Origin of the sequence: Desulfitobacterium sp., from assembly GCF_034927245.1 — a bacterium.
GTDB lineage: Bacteria > Bacillota > Desulfitobacteriia > Desulfitobacteriales > Desulfitobacteriaceae > Desulfitobacterium_A.
The window spans coordinates 66,803-83,672 of the sequence record NZ_JAYFQK010000003.1 but is presented as its reverse complement, the minus strand read 5'-3'; the positions used below and the strand labels follow the sequence as shown (position 1 = coordinate 83,672).

At 46.7% G+C, this 16,870-nt stretch carries 15 protein-coding genes; 1 reads left to right on the top strand and 14 read right to left on the bottom strand.

Features of this window, described 5'->3' with window-relative positions; translation table 11 throughout:
* Positions 1 to 16 precede the first annotated feature (16 nt).
* The gene (locus VB077_RS00565) at positions 17 to 1,084 is read right to left on the bottom strand and encodes an energy-coupling factor ABC transporter permease (protein WP_323413258.1); all 1,068 of its coding nucleotides are present in this window, start codon (positions 1,082 to 1,084) and stop codon (positions 17 to 19) included.
* 420 nt (positions 1,085 to 1,504) lie between these two features.
* Between VB077_RS00565 and VB077_RS00560 the strand changes: the two genes are divergently transcribed.
* Complete coding sequence (locus VB077_RS00560; RefSeq protein ID WP_323413257.1) at positions 1,505 to 3,505, top strand: KUP/HAK/KT family potassium transporter; 2,001 nt, start codon at positions 1,505 to 1,507, stop codon at positions 3,503 to 3,505.
* Between the two features lie 95 nt (positions 3,506 to 3,600).
* On the opposite strand, the gene pyrE is transcribed toward VB077_RS00560, so the two are convergent.
* From pyrE to VB077_RS00495, 13 genes are all read right to left on the bottom strand, one after another.
* Entirely contained in the window at positions 3,601 to 4,176 is a 576-nt protein-coding gene (gene pyrE, locus VB077_RS00555) for an orotate phosphoribosyltransferase (RefSeq protein ID WP_323413256.1), read from the bottom strand.
* Between the two features lie 25 nt (positions 4,177 to 4,201).
* Positions 4,202 to 4,900, bottom strand: a complete 699-nt coding sequence (gene pyrF / locus VB077_RS00550; protein ID WP_323413255.1) for an orotidine-5'-phosphate decarboxylase — start codon at positions 4,898 to 4,900, stop codon at positions 4,202 to 4,204.
* Positions 4,901 to 4,956: 56 nt separating this feature from the next.
* The gene (locus VB077_RS00545; protein WP_323413254.1) at positions 4,957 to 5,901 is read right to left on the bottom strand and encodes a dihydroorotate dehydrogenase; all 945 of its coding nucleotides are present in this window, start codon (positions 5,899 to 5,901) and stop codon (positions 4,957 to 4,959) included.
* Positions 5,888 to 6,691 (bottom strand): dihydroorotate dehydrogenase electron transfer subunit, encoded by an 804-nt coding sequence (locus VB077_RS00540; RefSeq protein WP_323413253.1) that lies wholly within the window; start codon positions 6,689 to 6,691, stop codon positions 5,888 to 5,890. The genes VB077_RS00545 and VB077_RS00540 overlap by 14 nt, the downstream gene beginning before the upstream one ends.
* A 117-nt stretch (positions 6,692 to 6,808) precedes the next feature.
* Positions 6,809 to 9,994 (bottom strand): carbamoyl-phosphate synthase large subunit, encoded by a 3,186-nt coding sequence (gene carB / locus VB077_RS00535; RefSeq protein ID WP_323413252.1) that lies wholly within the window; start codon positions 9,992 to 9,994, stop codon positions 6,809 to 6,811.
* Positions 9,995 to 10,019: 25 nt separating this feature from the next.
* A complete protein-coding gene (gene carA / locus VB077_RS00530; protein ID WP_323413251.1) occupies positions 10,020 to 11,114 on the bottom strand; it encodes a glutamine-hydrolyzing carbamoyl-phosphate synthase small subunit in 1,095 nt (364 codons plus the stop codon).
* A 31-nt stretch (positions 11,115 to 11,145) separates the two neighbouring features.
* On the bottom strand, positions 11,146 to 12,462 hold the full coding sequence (locus VB077_RS00525) for a dihydroorotase (RefSeq protein ID WP_323413250.1): 1,317 nt from the start codon (positions 12,460 to 12,462) through the stop codon (positions 11,146 to 11,148).
* Entirely contained in the window at positions 12,449 to 13,384 is a 936-nt protein-coding gene (locus VB077_RS00520; RefSeq protein ID WP_323413249.1) for an aspartate carbamoyltransferase catalytic subunit, read from the bottom strand. Before VB077_RS00520 ends, VB077_RS00525 begins: the two co-directional genes overlap by 14 nt.
* Positions 13,385 to 13,580: 196 nt before the next feature.
* Positions 13,581 to 14,132, bottom strand: a complete 552-nt coding sequence (gene pyrR / locus VB077_RS00515) for a bifunctional pyr operon transcriptional regulator/uracil phosphoribosyltransferase PyrR (protein ID WP_323413248.1) — start codon at positions 14,130 to 14,132, stop codon at positions 13,581 to 13,583.
* 171 nt (positions 14,133 to 14,303) lie between these two features.
* A complete protein-coding gene (locus VB077_RS00510; RefSeq protein WP_323413247.1) occupies positions 14,304 to 15,266 on the bottom strand; it encodes an RluA family pseudouridine synthase in 963 nt (320 codons plus the stop codon).
* Entirely contained in the window at positions 15,263 to 15,718 is a 456-nt protein-coding gene (gene lspA / locus VB077_RS00505) for a signal peptidase II (RefSeq protein ID WP_323413246.1), read from the bottom strand. Before lspA ends, VB077_RS00510 begins: the two co-directional genes overlap by 4 nt.
* Before the next feature lie 73 nt (positions 15,719 to 15,791).
* Complete coding sequence (locus VB077_RS00500) at positions 15,792 to 16,460, bottom strand: TraR/DksA C4-type zinc finger protein (RefSeq protein WP_323413245.1); 669 nt, start codon at positions 16,458 to 16,460, stop codon at positions 15,792 to 15,794.
* Between the two features lie 13 nt (positions 16,461 to 16,473).
* A complete protein-coding gene (locus VB077_RS00495; protein WP_323413244.1) occupies positions 16,474 to 16,815 on the bottom strand; it encodes a DUF5665 domain-containing protein in 342 nt (113 codons plus the stop codon).
* Positions 16,816 to 16,870: the final 55 nt, after the last annotated feature.

Here is a 16,870-nt window from a genome sequence, read left to right as displayed (position 1 = left end):
TATGCTTCGGTTGTTCTTATCCTTCAGTTGTTGCCTTTTTCCTTCTTCTTTTGACCATGCTGATTGCGATCCCTGACAAAGCTGCCAAGCCAAGGGTTAATGCCCCGCCGACCAACCCTGCAACACTTGTACCCGCATCAACGAAAGACCGCGATTGTTTCTCTGCATCCTTCGATACTGCCGCTTCATTTTCTCCATTCCCGCTTGTCTTAAAGCCGTAATCCGGTAAAATTGCCGTCTGGTTTTGCAAATTGCCTAAAGAAGTATGCAAACCATCATTGGCTTCAAGTTCAGCCGTCCCCGCTGTTTTAAACATCGACCATTCAAGCCCGTCAGGATTAGTAGAGGCAAACCAAGAAAAAACACCGCCGATAAGCACCGCACCCAGGGTAAACCCCGCCAGAACCTTTTTAAGGGAAACACTGCCCAGGGCTTCACCCCTCAAAACAGTTTCGAGAATCTCCGGACGCGCTTTCCAGACAAAAGTAACGACTGATGCTGTTACAAGCCCTTCGACCACGCCAATCGCCAGGTGGATTGGCTGCATGATAAGCAGAAACGTCGAAAAGGGCAATTCCGTTTTCCCGGACAGGAATGTTTCAACAACCACACTGAAGGAGCCTAATTGCAAGGCGACTATCGCAGCTGTCAAGCAGGCAGCAAGAAGTCTCTTCGAATTTATTCCTTTGCGTGTAAACCATTTATATATAAAAGGATAGGCGATAAAGCACGTATAAAAGCCCAGGTTAAAAACATTACATCCAAACGCAAGCAAACCCCCGTCTGCAAAAAAAAGGGCCTGAATCAAGAGAACAGAAGCCATTGTTAAAAAACCGGCATAGGGCCCAAGCAGAATAGCAAGCAGCATACCGCCTCCAAGATGTCCGCTTGAACCTGTACCCGGTATCGCAAAATTGATCATTTGCGCAGCAAATACGAATGCACCCATAACCCCCATCAACGGAATTTTCTTCTCATCCATATCCTCTTGAACCTTTTTAATTGAATAAGCGGCTGCCCCCGCGGTTACAGCCCACATGGTTACCCCTACAGCCGGTGAAAGTAAGGCATCAGCCATGTGCATCTTTACCCCTCCATTCTCATTCCCCGGATTTATTTATCCCGGATTTATTTATTTTTATAATGTCCTTTAAAAAAAGAAATGACCATAGAGTGCCCTTTACTGTGGGCAGACCTCCATGGTCTTGCTTTCTCATCATAATTATCTTGTTGTTTAAAAGTGTTCGACGTTACGAATAATAATCCTGCTTCTTAGGTATGTTTAATTTTCTAAATTATAATTCAATTTTTGAGCGGGTAATATATTTAATTTTGTGATTGAAATTAAGGATAATTTGCGATAAAGTAGCTCTATTAAAAATCCCGTCTAACCACTTCTCAAAAGATCTGTGAATAATTCAGATTGATAATTATTATATGAAAGGATTGGAATAATAGGTTTGTCTGACTGAACATTATTAACTGATATGAAGGGATAGAATTTATGGAAAAGACATTCTACAAGGATCGACCTTTAACCTTAGCAGGTATGCTTGTAACGATTGGTGTTGTTTATGGTGATATTGGTACTTCTCCGTTATACGTTATGAAAGCGTTAGTTGCGGGTAACGGTGGATTAGAATCAATTACCCCTGAGTTTGTTTACGGTTCCCTTTCTCTTATTTTTTGGACTCTTACATTACTTACAACTATTAAATACGTCCTCATTGCACTTAAAGCAGATAATCACGGGGAAGGTGGCATTTTTGCACTCTATTCTTTAATTCGTAAGATGGGGGCTTGGCTGATTTACCCGGCAATGATTGGGGGAGCAGCACTCCTTGCGGATAGTATTCTAACTCCGGCCGTTACCGTAACCTCTGCTGTGGAAGGATTAAAAGGGATTCCGATCTTCGTCAACAGCTTTGGTTCGAGTCAATCCATAGTCGTTATAATTACTATTGTTATTCTTTGCTTTCTGTTCCTGGTTCAAAGAACAGGGACTGAACTCATCGGCCGATTATTTGGGCCTATAATGTTATTATGGTTTCTAATGTTAGGACTTCTCGGAATTGTCCACCTCTTTGGAAGCCTTGATATCCTAAAATCCTTTTCTCCTTATTATGGCATTAAACTGTTGTTCAGTGAACATAATAAAGCCGGTTTTGCGATCTTGGGCAGTGTATTTTTAGCGACCACGGGGGCAGAAGCATTGTATTCGGATTTGGGACATGTAGGCCGAAAAAATATATACGGGACATGGCCTTTTGTCAAAGTCTGCTTGATACTGAACTATTTTGGTCAAGGCGCATGGTTGTTACAGGTTAAAGACAATCAAGTGCTCCAAAACATGGCCGGATTTAATCCGTTTTTTGAAGTCATGCCCCAAAACTTACGCATCTTTGGTGTCGTTTTCGCTACCTTGGCAGCAATTATTGCTTCACAGGCCTTAATTTCGGGGTCATTTACACTCGTTTCGGAAGCGATTAAATTAAATTTATTGCCGCGATTACAAATCTACTATCCGGCTCTGTCTAAAGGACAAATGTATATTCCTACCGTTAACATTCTCTTAATGTTATCTTGTATCGGCGTGGTTCTATTTTTCAAAACCTCCGCACACATGGAATCGGCATATGGATTGGCGATTACCGTTACTATGTTGATGACGACAATCTTGCTGTTCCAGTACCTGGTTAAACGAAAGATTCCCAAGGTGCTTTCGGTTCTTATGGTTGCTACTTTTGGAACTCTGGAAACTGCCTTTTTCATTTCAAGTGTTTCTAAATTCTTTCACGGTGGGTTTGTCACGGTATTCATCGCTTCTATATTATTTATTTTAATGATTTTATGGTACAAAGCATCCATATTGGAACAAGTCGTGTCCAAAGAAGTTTCACTGAAAGATTATAGCTTCAAGCTGGGAAAACTAAGGAAGGATGAACACTTCCCTATATATGCAACGAATTTAGTTTATCTAACGAGCAAGTCTAAACCGGGACAAATAAACAATGAAATTATTTACTCGATTTTAGATAAACGACCAAAAAGAGCGGAAGTCTATTGGTTTATCAATGTTCAAGTAACCGATGAACCAAGGACAATGGAATATAGCGTTGAAAATTTCGATACTGATTATGTTTTTAAGATACAATTGCGCTTAGGATTTAGGGTTCAGCAAAAAGTGAGCACGTATTTAAGGCAAATTGTAACGGATCTCATGGAGTCGCATGAAGTAAAAGAACAACCCCAATTCTATTCTACAAATGATGTTAATCGTAAAGTTGGAGATTTTTGTTTTATATTAGTTCGCGAAGAGCTTCCGAATGATACCGACCTTCCTTTATATCAGCGATTGATTATGCAATTCAGACTCAAAGTAAAGAAAATTACAGTTTCGCCGGTACGATGGTTTGGACTTGAACACACTGATGTCAAAATCGAACACGTTCCCTTGCGTATAGAAGCCAATAGACAAATTAAACTGAAGAGACAAACCACTTAGAAAATTGCAGTAGGTTATCGAGATATAACAAAACCGCCAAAAACATTAAGTTTCTGGCGGTTTCCTCAACTATAGGCTAAATTTAACGGGCTAAATTACACTGTCCTGCTTCCCGGTTTAATTGCAGGAATACCTTCTGCACAAAGAGGACAGCTTTCGGGTTCAAAGGTCTCAATTTGAAGCTTTAATAGAGAGACATGTGGAAGACCGAAATCCACTTTTCCCCCGCTGCGATCGACTAAGACTCCTACCCCGACAGGCTCCGCACCGAGTTTACGCACAACCTCCAAAACCTCTTTGACCGATCCCCCAGTCGTAATCACATCCTCGACGACTAGAACTTTTTGCCCGGGATTTAGTTCAAACCCACGGCGTAAGGTCATGACTCCGTTTTCACGCTCGGTAAAAAGCACCTTTGTTCTCAGAGCTCTTCCTACCTCATGAGCCACAAGGATACCTCCCATGGCCGGTCCGATAACAACATCGATGTCCTGATCTTTCCATGATTGAGCCAGCTCCTCACCTAAGCGGGCCGCATGCTGCGGGTATTGCAGGACTTTCGCACATTGCATATATCGATTGCTGTGTTTACCGGAAGTTAGGCGGAAATGTCCCTTAAGCAGTGCCCCGCTCTCTTCAAAAATCTTTAATACTTCATCCGCTGTGATCATAAGTTATTCTCCCTTCAAACTTTAGTTAGTCCCAAAGATGCTCCAATGATTCACGAGGATTGGCTGCGCGCGTAATCGGCCGCCCTACAACGATAAAGGAACTTCCGGCCTCCAGTGCCTCCTTAGGCGTCATCGTCCGGGCTTGATCCTGTGTCTCGCTTCCGGCCGGACGAATACCCGGTGTAATAAGTAGAAAATCAGGACCGCATTGCGATCTAAGTTCCCGCGCTTCTTGGGGTGAAGCGACAACTCCGGCAAGACCGGCCTTTTGTCCGAGCTCTGCCAGCTTAAGCACTTGCTCCTTCAGATTTCTTTCCACCCCAAGTTCTTCATGGAGCCGTTTTTCATCTAAACTCGTCAAGACCGTAATTCCGACAAGCTTAAGCGCGTTTCCCGAAGTCGAAGCTGCCTTAGCCACTTTAACCGACTCCGCCATCATCTGAAAACCTCCGCTGCAGTGAATGGTCAATAGGTCAGCTCCGCAATTGGCTAACACAGCGACTGTCCGTTTAACGGTATTGGGAATATCGTGAAGCTTGAGATCAAGGAATACTTTAAAACCCATCGCTTTGAGCTCCCGAACAATTTCTGTTCCGCAAAGGCTATAAAGTTCTAAACCCACCTTGACCCAGCATCCGCTTCCTTGAAGCTGCCGGGCAATTTCCAAGGCTTTAGCCCGATCATCAACATCAAGCGCAACCATAACCCTCTCTTGTAAATTCATTCTTTCACCTTTCCTTCTTAGAAAATCTTAAAACATCTTGCTGTTTCACAGCGGTTTTAATTTTCTTTCCATGCTAATCCGGTCAGTTCGCTCACGGCCGAAACGCCATGGCGCAAGCAGTACTCCTCAATTCCCTCAATAACGCGAAGCGGAGCCAATGGATTCACAAAGTTGCCGGTCCCAATGCTTACGGCGCTCGCACCGGCTAACAGGAATTCAACCGCATCCTCCCAGCTAAGAATTCCACCCATCCCAATAATTGGAATGCCGACAGCCTGAGCAACTTCCCAAACCATTCTTACCGCAACAGGGCGCACCGCCGGACCGGATAGTCCTCCCATGACATTGGCTAAGACAGGGCGTTGTTTTTCAATATCGATGCTCATACCCAAAAGAGTATTTATTAAGGAGATGATGTCTGCACCGCCACGGGCCGCCGCTTGGGCCATCGCCACAATGCTTGTGACATTCGGTGAAAGTTTGGCGATGACCGGCAAATCTGTTTCGGCTTTAACCGCCGCAATCACTTGCTCGGCACTTGCGGGATCTGTTCCGAAATGCATACCGCCATGCTTAACATTCGGGCAGGAGATATTCACTTCGATAGCCGCTAATCCGGATTCCTTTCTTAAGGATCGGGCCATATGGATATAATCCTCGACGCAAAAACCGGAAATATTGGCAATCGCGGCTGTCGGAAGCTTGCGGACCTTAGGAAGATATGTTGTCATGAATTCCTTAAGCCCTGGGTTTTCCAAGCCGACCGAATTCAGAAGTCCTGACGGCGTTTCCGCCAATCTTGGAACAGGATTCCCCAGCCGCGGTTCCGGCGTAATTCCTTTGAGTGTTATCCCGCCCAATCTTTCCACCGGGCAAAGCGGAGCATATTCCTCTCCAAAGCCATAGGTTCCCGAAGCCGTGATAACCGGGTTTCTCAACGTGAGCGGTCCTAATTTCACTTCGGTATTGACTGTTTTCAATGCTGACTTAGAGGGCTGCATTCCAAACAACCTCCTTTGCTTTAAAGACAGGTCCGTCTTTGCAAACTTTGCCGCGCCGAAGTTTTCCCTGTTCATCCTGCAGCGTACAAACACAACCCAAACAGGCTCCGACCCCGCAGCCCATTCTCTCTTCCAACGAGGCCTCGACGACAAAATCCGTTTTCACAAAGAATTCATTTACCGCTGCCATCATCACCATCGGCCCACAAACCGCAACTTGGGCCGTTTTGGCAAATTCATAGTTGTTCAGGATATCCAGCACATTTCCCCGGATACCCATACTCCCATCCATCGTACTGACTTGAATGTCTATCCCCAAAGCCTGCCAAAGGTGCAAACCCGCGCTTTCAAAAAAGCCCTGATTTTCTCCTCCCCAGCATAAGCAAACTTCCAAGCCTTTTTTTACGGCTTCTTGGGCCAAAGGAAGCAGGGGAAAGGCCCCGATTCCTCCGGCAACCAAATATAAGGTCCCGTTTTGAGGAACGGTAAACCCATGCCCTAAAGGTCCTAAAAGATTGAGCACATTCCCGATCTTGGCTTGAGCTAACATTTTCGTTCCTTTGCCCTTTAAACGATAAAGCAAAGTAATTTCTTTCTTATCTTGATCGACTCCCGCAATACTGATCGGTCGTCTCAGCAGAGGATCCAGCCCTGTCGAAACTTTCAGTTGAACAAACTGCCCCGGCAGCGCTTCTGCCGCTATTTCGCTCCTTAAAACTAATCGTCTCATTCCCGATTCGGGATCCCCCATTATTTCATGCGCCACGATCTTAGCATCTTCTAATAACATCCGGTCAACTCCCTCCTCCCAAAAACCGGGAAATACTTTTTTCTCCCTAAAATATATTTTTACTCCCTAAATATTCTGAAGTGATCATCCTTTTCCCTTTTTGCCGGCTCATAATTTCTAATGAACACTTTCTAAGGGCATCAGACTGGGAGCAATCGTCTCCAACACATGCAGCAATGCCGATGCGGTATCTAGGCTGGTAAAGCAAGGAATTCCATGTTCGACAGCGGCTCGGCGGATAATAAAACCATCACTGGCTTGTCGTTTATTATGGGTAGTCGTATTGATAACCCCTTGAATCTGTCCCTCACGAATTCCATCCGTAATTTCCGTTGAACCTTGGTGAAGTTTGCTCACGCGTTCAACTTCAATTCCCGCTTCCTTTAGAACTTGAGCTGTCCCTTCTGTCGCCAAAATTCTAAATCCTAAGTCCTGAAAGCGCTTAACCAGGGGCAGCCCTTCTGTTTTATCCCGATCGGCTAAAGTAACTAACAAGGTCCCACGGGCAGCCATGCTTAGCCCCGAAGCCAGCAGCGCTTTATACAGTGCTTTTTCATACGTCTTATCCGCTCCCATAACTTCGCCGGTGGACTTCATCTCGGGTCCCAAGGAAGGCTCGACATTGTGGAGTTTGGAAAAGGAAAATACCGGTACCTTAACCGCAAAATGTTTCGGTTTTGCCCATAACCCAGTCTGAATTCCCAAGTCGCTTAAAGAAGAGCCCAGGATGACCTGAGTCGCCAAATCAACGATGGGTACGCCGGTAACCTTGCTCAAGAAGGGAACTGTCCGGCTGGAGCGCGGATTGACTTCCAAAACATAGACTTCATCCTGATAAATAACATACTGAATATTGAGCAAGCCGCGTATCTTTAAAGCCCGGGCAATTCCCGTTGTCAACTTTTCGATTTGCTTCTGCGTTTCGGGTGTCAGGGTTAGCGGCGGACATACGGCAATCGAGTCGCCGGAATGCACGCCGGCCCGCTCTAAATGCTCCATAATACCGGGTATACTGACGTTTTCACCGTCGGAAACCGCATCAACTTCAAGCTCTGTGCCCACTAAATATTGATCCATCCAGATTTCCTGACCGGGAAACTCGGCAAGCGCTCTTTTAATGACCTTTTCTAACTCTGAAGGTGAATAGACAATTTCCATCGCACGCCCTCCCAGAACATAGGAAGGACGAACCATTAGGGGCAATCCGATCTCATCCGCAACTTTCAGGGCGTCCTCAAGTGTCGCCGCTTGCCCTCCGTGCGGCCTTTTAGCGCTAATTTCCTGTAAAACCTCATCAAAGAGCCCCCGTTCTTCGGCCCGGTCAATATCCTCCAGACTTGTGCCAAGAATCTTGTAGCCCCGCTGAACAAGGGGTTTAGCCAAACCAATAGCCGTTTGCCCCCCGAACTGCACGATGACTCCCTCCGGTTTTTCCCGTTCCAATACAGCTGTTACATCTTCCAGTGTCAAGGGTTCAAAGTAAAGGCGATCCGCTGTATCAAAATCCGTAGATACCGTTTCCGGGTTATTATTGATAATAATCGTTTCCACCCCTGCCTTGCGCAGGGCGAGAACGGAATGGACTGAGCAATAATCAAACTCAATGCCTTGCCCGATCCGAATCGGTCCGGAACCTAAAACAACCACTTTGCGGTGCGGGGTAGGATCTCCTTCCTGTTCTTGGTCGTAGCTGGAGTAAAAATAAGGCGTTACCGCTTCAAATTCCCCCGCACATGTATCAACCATCTTGAAAACGGGTTGGATTCCTTCTTTAACCCGGAATTGATAAACATCTTCTTCATTGCTTTGCCAGCATTTTGCGATAACTACATCAGACATTCCCAAGCGTTTCGCCTGAAGAAGGGTTTTTCTGTCCCAGGGAGCTTGACGAAGCGTTTCCGACATTTTTACGACATTTTCGAGGGCCCTTAAAAAATAAGGGTTCCAATGCGTCAGCTTTTGCAGCTTCGCTACCGTCCAGCCCCGTCTTAACCCTTCGGCCATAAAGAAGAGCAATTGATCATTTGGCTTTTGGCATCTTTTGCTAAGTTCATCTTCGCTTAAGTTCGCAAATTCGGGTAAAAGGACACCAAATGTTTTAATTTCCAAAGAACGAACGGCTTTCATCAGAGCCGTTTCTAAATTCCGGCCAAGACCCATCACTTCGCCGGTCGCTTTCATCTGCGTTCCCAGACTCCGATCCGCGTCAGAGAATTTATCAAAAGGCCAGCGCGGAATCTTCACGACCACATAATCGAGGGCCGGTTCAAAGCATGCCGAGGTTTTACCGGTCACGGCATTCGGGATTTCCGGCAAGGTTTGTCCGAGCGCGATTTTAGCGGCAACCTTGGCAATCGGATAACCGGTTGCCTTTGAAGCCAGTGCACTCGAACGGCTGAGCCGCGGATTAACCTCGATGACGACATATTCTAAGCGTTCGGGATTGAGAGCATATTGGACATTGCATCCGCCTTCGATTCCTAAAGCATCGACGATCCGCCGGGCCGAGGTTCGCAGTGTTTGAACCTCACGGTCCGTTAAAGTTTGGCAGGGTGCAACCACGATACTGTCGCCCGTATGGACTCCGACAGGATCCATATTCTCCATATTGCAAACGGTGATGCAGTTTCCGGCACTGTCACGCAATACCTCATACTCAATTTCTTTCCATCCGGCAACACTTCGTTCCACGAGAATCTGACCAATCATGCTCGCCTGCAGCCCGCCTTGCGCAATTGTTTCTAATGCTTCGCGGTCATGGGCAATTCCGCCGCCTGTTCCGCCTAACGTATAGGCCGGACGCACGATCACCGGATAACCGATGGAATCGGCAAATTCCAGAGCTCCCTCGACGTCCTCAACAATGGTACTGGGAGGTACCGGCTCGCCCAGTTCCTGCATCAGTGAGCGAAACCCGTCACGATCCTCTGCCCGCTCAATGCTTTGCAGGGAAGTTCCCATCAATTTGACCCCGCAGCGATCAAGGATTCCTTTCTGGGCAAGTTGAAACGCAAGATTTAAACCCGTTTGCCCGCCCATTGTGGCGAGAAGACCATCCGGCCTTTCACGCTCAATAATCCGCTCGACCACTTCCACGGTCAGCGGTTCAATATATACCTTATCCGCAACCTCCGGGTCGGTCATGATGGTTGCGGGGTTAGAGTTTACAAGGACTACTTCAACCCCTTCTTCTTGTAGCGCCCGGCAAGCTTGGGTTCCGGCATAGTCAAATTCCGCGGCTTGTCCGATCACAATCGGCCCGGAGCCCAGAACCAATACTTTCTTCCATGTTTCTTTCTTCATGTCTACTCCTGCTTTCACGTTATACTCAGTCATTGATTAAACCGATCTTCATAAAGAAATCTTCAAATATCTTCTGATTTTCTTCCGGTCCCGGAGCGCTTTCGGGATGGTATTGAACAGAGAATACCGGATATGAAGAATGCTGCATTCCTTCCACAGTCCCATCGTGAACATTGCGCAAGATTACGTCAAACCCCGATTGTGCCAAAGATTCTTCCCGAACCGCATAACCGTGGTTCTGGGCTGTCATTGTCGTTCTCTTCGTCCGGCTGTCCTGAACGGGATGATTCCCTCCCCGGTGCCCGAACGGAAGTTTATACGTTTCTCCCCCTGCTGCCAAAGCAAGAAGCTGATGTCCCAAACAAATCCCCAGTATCGGCAATTTCGGGAGAAGTTCCCGCACCGTTGCGACAACCTTCGGCAATTCACTGGGATCTCCGGGCCCATTGCTGAGCACCAAAGCCTTTGGCCGGGAACGCAAGATTTCCTGCGCTGATGTTGTCGCGGGAAAAACCCGAATTCTGAACCCATATTCCTGTAAAGAGCGCAGGATATTGCGTTTTGCCCCGCAATCCAAGACGGCAACATAAGGACCTTTGCCTGGGATCTCATAACTTTCCGCTGTTGTTGTCTGATAAACCCAATGCTTTTGAGGATGCCAATTTGCCTTTCCCTGCTCGACGTTTTGCCAGTACTCCATTCCTTCTTGCTCGCTGACAACGAGAACTCCCGGAATCGTACCCTGCTTGCGAATATGCCGGGTTAAAGCCCGCGTATCGACCCCTTTAAGTCCCCAAATTCCATGTTCATCACAAAAGGCTTCCAAAGACCCGTCAGCATGCAGGCTGCCTTCACCTGAGGAAAGTTCGCGGACAATCAAACCCTTGAGTAAAATTTTATCGGCTTCACTTTCCTCATCATGCCACCCGTAATTGCCGATCTGCGGATGAGTGAGAATTAAAATCTGACCGGCATAAGACAGATCGGTAATAATCTCCTGATACCCGCTCATCGACGTGTTAAACACGACTTCCCCCGCTTGTTCTCCCCGCTCAGCCGGCCAGGCTCCGAAGGCTTCACCTTCAAACACGGTTCTATCTTGTAACACCAAAAAAGGCATTCTATATTCCTCCCAATCCGCTTGCTTTATTTCAATTTCCTATAGTTTCCCTCTGAAAACGAAGCTCTCCGTTAACCCATACCATTGAAGCAAACCCTTGCAGCACTTGTCCCAGGAACGGCGTATTTTGGGCTTTTGAAATAAACCGATCTGCCTCGATCTCCTCTTGATGTTCAGGATCAAAGAGAACCAAATCGGCAATCCCACCCGGCTGTACTGAACCGCCTTGTAAGTTAAAACGTTGGGCGGGATTAAGGCTCCAGGCTTTAAGCAAGGTTTCCACTGGCAGCTTTCCGGGTTGGACAAGATAAGTCCAGATGGCGGCAAGCGCTGTTTCGAAACCTGCGATTCCAAAAGGGGCTTCGGCAAAAGGTCTCTTTTTTTCCTCCCAGGTATGGGGAGCATGGTCCGTGGCAAGCATATCCAGCGTTCCATCCAAGATCCCCTCGAGAAGGGCATCTCTGTCTTCAGCCGAGCCCAGCGGCGGGTTGACTTTATAGGACGTGTTATAATTTGATTCGGCAATAGCCTCATCCGTAAAGATAAGATGATGAGGGTTAACCTCGGCTGTCACATCGACGCCCCGTTGCTTTGCCGCCCGGATCAGCTCTACGCTTTCTTTGGCAGAAATGTGAGCAAGATGGAGTTTGCTGCCTGTCTCTTCTGCTAAAAGTATGTCTCGGGCAACCATAACTGATTCAGCGCAGGCAGGAATTCCTCTCAGTCCCAGTCTGGCACTGACCTCTCCTTTATGCATCGAACCGCCGCGGGCAAGATTTTCATCCTCGCAATGGCTGATCAAGGGGAGGTTTGTCAGCTTGACATATTCCATCGCTAAACGCAGGAGTTCGGCATTTTGTACTTCTCGGCCGTCATCGGAAAACGCTCTGGCCCCGCCTGCCGCTAAATCCACCATTTCCGTCAGTTCTTTACCTTCTTCTCCTTTGGTAATTGCACCGATGGGATAAACCTTGGCTGCGCCTGCCCGCTCTCCCTGACGGCAAACGAATTCAACTAAAGCCCGGTTATCGAGAACGGGTTTAGTGTTCGGCATCGCCAGGATTGTCGTAAACCCTCCTTTGAGTGCTGCCCGAGCCCCTGTCGCAATTTCTTCTTTTTCTTCCTGTCCGGGTTCGCGTAAGTGAGTATGGACGTCAATAAGTCCCGGGAAGAGGTATTTTCCCGTACCGTCAATGACTTGAACTTCAGACCGGGCCCTCTTTTGAACCTCCTCCTCAGTTAAGGAACCTGAAACTTCAAGAATTTTTTCTCCTTCAACCAAAACATCTTTGGCTTGAGTTGAACCTGTTTCTAAATCTACAATTTTAACATTTTTAAACCACCACATTGCTTGTCCCTCCCATTAACAAATACATCACTGCCATGCGTATAGCGACACCGTTTGTGACCTGTTCTTCTATAACCGCATTTGAAGAATTAGCGACTTCACTGGATATTTCCACCCCGCGATTCATGGGACCGGGGTGCATCACTAAGGTATCCTTACCTGTTAGGGCAAGGCGTTCGCGATTTAAACCATAAAGCAGGCTATATTCACGCAGACTCGGTAAAAGCCCCGCCTGTTGACGCTCAAGTTGCAACCGCAAGGCCATGACAATGTCTGCCCCCGGCAATTCGGGATCGAGTTGATAACTCATTTTCACACCCAGGGTTTTCATCTCCGGAGGCAGAAGCGTTGGCGGACCGACAAGAACAACCTCAGCTCCCATTTTCGTCAAAGAATAAACATTACTCCGTGCCACCCTGGAATGGAGCACATCTCCCACGATAAGAACTTTTTTCCCGGTGAGATCAGTGATGTGTTCCCGCATCGTGAAAAGATCGAGAAGGGCTTGAGTCGGATGTTCATGCTGTCCGTCTCCGGCATTGATCACGCCTGCCTTGAGAGTCTGGGCTAAGAACTGAGCCGCCCCGGAGCAGCTGTGGCGAATAACCACGATATCCGGGTTCATCGCCTGCAGGGTGCGGGCGGTATCGTAAAGCGATTCACCTTTGTTGACACTGCTTTGGGCAACGGCCAAGCTTGAAGTGTCCGCCCCTAAGACTTTCGCAGCAGTTTCAAAGGAACTTCTCGTCCGGGTGCTTGACTCATAAAAAAGATTGACCACCGATTTTCCTCGAAATGTAGGAAGCTTCTTAATTGGGCGAAATAAAATTTCTTTCATAGGTTTAGCCGTGTGGATGATCAGTTCAATTTCTTCGCGTGATAAACTTTCGATGTGTAATAGATCTTTGCGATTCCACTTCATAAGACTGCCTCCTTTATCATCCTCTATCATTCTTCACAAAATCTCTAATTTTAAATATTAAAAAATCCTCCTACCCGAAGGTAGAAGGATATAAGGATATTCTGACAGCTTATCCTATCTCTACCCTTGGGTAACTCACGGGAAAACCACTTAAAGGGTTGCTTTATGCTGCTTTACAATATCTATACTTTAAACTTTAAACTTTAGGTCTCTCCTGAAGTAGGACCTGTTCTTCCTCGTCAATTTCCTTTAAACAAACCGAGACGATTTCGCGGCTGGATGTCGGGACATTTTTACCGACATAGTCTGCACGAATCGGAAGTTCACGGTGTCCGCGATCAATAAGGACGGCTAGCTGAATTTTTTCGGGGCGTCCCATGTCCATCATTGCATCAAGTGCGGCCCGAGCCGTACGCCCCGTATAGAGGACGTCATCGACTAAAACCACTGTTTTTCCCTGAACACTGAACGGGACCTGAGATTCATGCACCACGGGTTGAACATCGATCATGGTTAAGTCATCGCGATAAAGTGTGATGTCGAGAATCCCCAAGGGAACTTTTACCCCTTCAAATTTCTCAATGCGCTCTTGAATCCGTTCAGCCAGCGGTACACCCCGTCGGCGGATTCCAATCAGAACGACATTATCTGTTCCTTTATTTTTCTCGACAATTTCATGAGCAATCCGGGTAACTGCACGTCTAATCCCATCTGCATCCATGATTTGGTTTTTGGTGATACCCTCCATCCGCTCACTCCCTTTGGCTTTGGTAAAAAAAACTGCCTGCACAAGCAGACAGTTTACCCTCCATGTCGTCTGCCTTTGCGTCTCACGGGACACATTTTAAAGGCTTACCTTCTGATTAGTTTATATGAGTAATGACCGAAAGTCAACATAATTTTTTCTTACTCCTATTGTCTAAGCTTTTCTAAGCTCTTCAAGGACCTTCGTAAATATTTCAGGCGGCTCAACCGTGAATTCCAGCCATTCTCCGCTCCGCGGATGGACAAAACCAAGATGTTCGGCATGAAGCATTTGTCCTTCCAGTCCAAAGGGATTTCGTCTTGGGCCATACAAAGGATCTCCTAAAACGGGATGCTTAAGATAGGCCATATGAACCCGAATTTGATGGGTTCGTCCGGTTTCCAGCTTTGCCCGAAGATAGGTAAAATCATGGAATCGTTCTAAGACATGATAATGAGTCACGGCTGTCTTTGAATTATGAAATGTAACGGCCATTTTTTTCCGATCAGCCGTATCGCGGCCAATCGGTGCGTCTATCGTTCCGGTCGATTCAAGAACCGCCCCATGCACCAGAGCAATATACTTCCTGGCCATACTGTGTTCTTTAATCTGGGCGGCTAAGCCTTGATGAGCCTGATCATTCTTGGCCACAACCAAAAGTCCGGAGGTATCCTTATCAATGCGATGAACAATTCCCGGACGCAGCACTCCATTAATGCCTGAAAGATTGCGGCAATGGTAAAGAAGTGCGTTTACTAAGGTCCCGGTCCATGATCCCGGGGCAGGATGAACGACCATCCCCTGAGGTTTATTCACCACGAGCACATCTTCATCTTCATAAACGATATCCAAAGGAATATTCTCCGCCTCAACAAGAAGTTCCTTAGGCGGAGGAATAACCACTTTGACTTTATCCCCGGGGCGAATCTTATAATTGGCCTTCTTCACTGCGCCGTTAACCTCGACCATTCCGTCACTGATCAAGGTTTGGACATAGGAACGCGTTTTACCGATAAGCTCTGTCACACCTATATCAAGCCGGACTCCTTCCGGCAGTTCTGATTCATGAATTTCCGAACTAACAATTTCTTCATCTTCAAATTCCAAGGGGTTATCTTCAATCTGATTTTCCGTCATTCTGTTCTCCCACTTTTCCGATCCTCAAGATATAAAATGATCATCAACAGCCCGACACCGACAACGATCATACTGTCTGCAAAATTAAAAACAAAGGGCCAGATCCGAAAGTCCAGATAATCGACAACCTTTCCGATGACCAGCCGATCATATAAATTGCCCAGCGCACCGCCCCCGATCATTCCTAACGACAAGCGCAGTACTTTCCGCTCCCGCGGTATCTTAAACTGAGCGTAGACGATGCCGGCCATAGCCAGTAGAGTTGCAATAACAAAAATCCAAGTACGGCCCGCCATCAATCCAAACGCCGCTCCTGGATTTAAGATATAGGTAATATGAAAGAAATGAGGGATAACCGCTATTGTTTCATTAGGATAAAAATTACCCTGTACCAGGACTTTCAAGATCCGATCAATAATCCAAACCCCGATAATTGTGAGCCAAATGAGCAATACTCCAACCTCCCCGCAGTTCCTTTGATTTATCTTAACACAAGGATGACTGCGGGGCAATCATGAGCGGTAATTAGGTGCGGCCGTGTTTTTTTCCATAGTAGATGGTGTTGGTGAATTCGGGATCTACTTCGACATCCAGGGTTTCGACAGCATCGACCGCACCAATCACCTCATCGGCGTCCTCATACATTTCGTTAGGATCACTGATATCACGGTTTGTTCCTAAATCCTGCGGCGAATCGGCTGTTCCGTACCGAGCCACCGCCTGCCAAGAATCTTCACCATCGAATTCCACCCGGTCTATTCCGTCATTAAAGGTCCGTGAAAAGGGACGATTAAGAATTTCATTCTCTACCGGCTCCCGATGGAGTGAATGTTGTTCCTCTTTCTCTTCAATCCGACTGCATTCCTTACAAACGGTCGTATACGGGAGAGCTTCCAGACGTTCCATCGGAATTTTATTTCCGCAGTGTTCGCAGATTCCATAGTTTCCTTCCTGCCAACGCTGCAAAGCTGATTCTATGGCGTGAATTCGATGCATATAGCGGTCATGAATAGCCACATCCCGTGAACGTTCGTACACCTCTGTCGCGATATCGGCTGGATGATTATCGATTAAGGAAAGTTCGCCTATCGATTCACGCATATCTTCGGTGATAAGCTCAGTGGCACTCTCGATCGTTTCCTTTTTATCCCGTTTAAGCTCTTCAATCAATTTTGCATATTCATCCTTTGCCATTGACTCAACCCCCTTAATACCCATTATGAGCATTGACAATCTTTACGAGCTCCGCAATGAACCCGCCGATAACCGGCAGATTTAAAAAGACAAGCTTTTTCAGAAAAATAAGTACGATCCCTGCCAAGATTGTAGCCCCAAGTGCTATTCCCAAACCCCGCACTAAACCGTTGACAAAGTTTAAGAGCAGCATACGCCGCGGATTATTCAAGTAAGTAATATACTCGGAAAGATTAATTCTCTCAAGAACATGGGCTAAAGAATCGATTTGCTTCTGAAAATTAAGCCAATCCTCAGAAGTGCTGAATTCCCCAGGATTTTTATCTTTCTCGTCGTGTTGATCAGAGGTTGTCATAAATCATCACCTCAAATAAATCACTTATAAATCACTTACTGACTCGATTTCATTG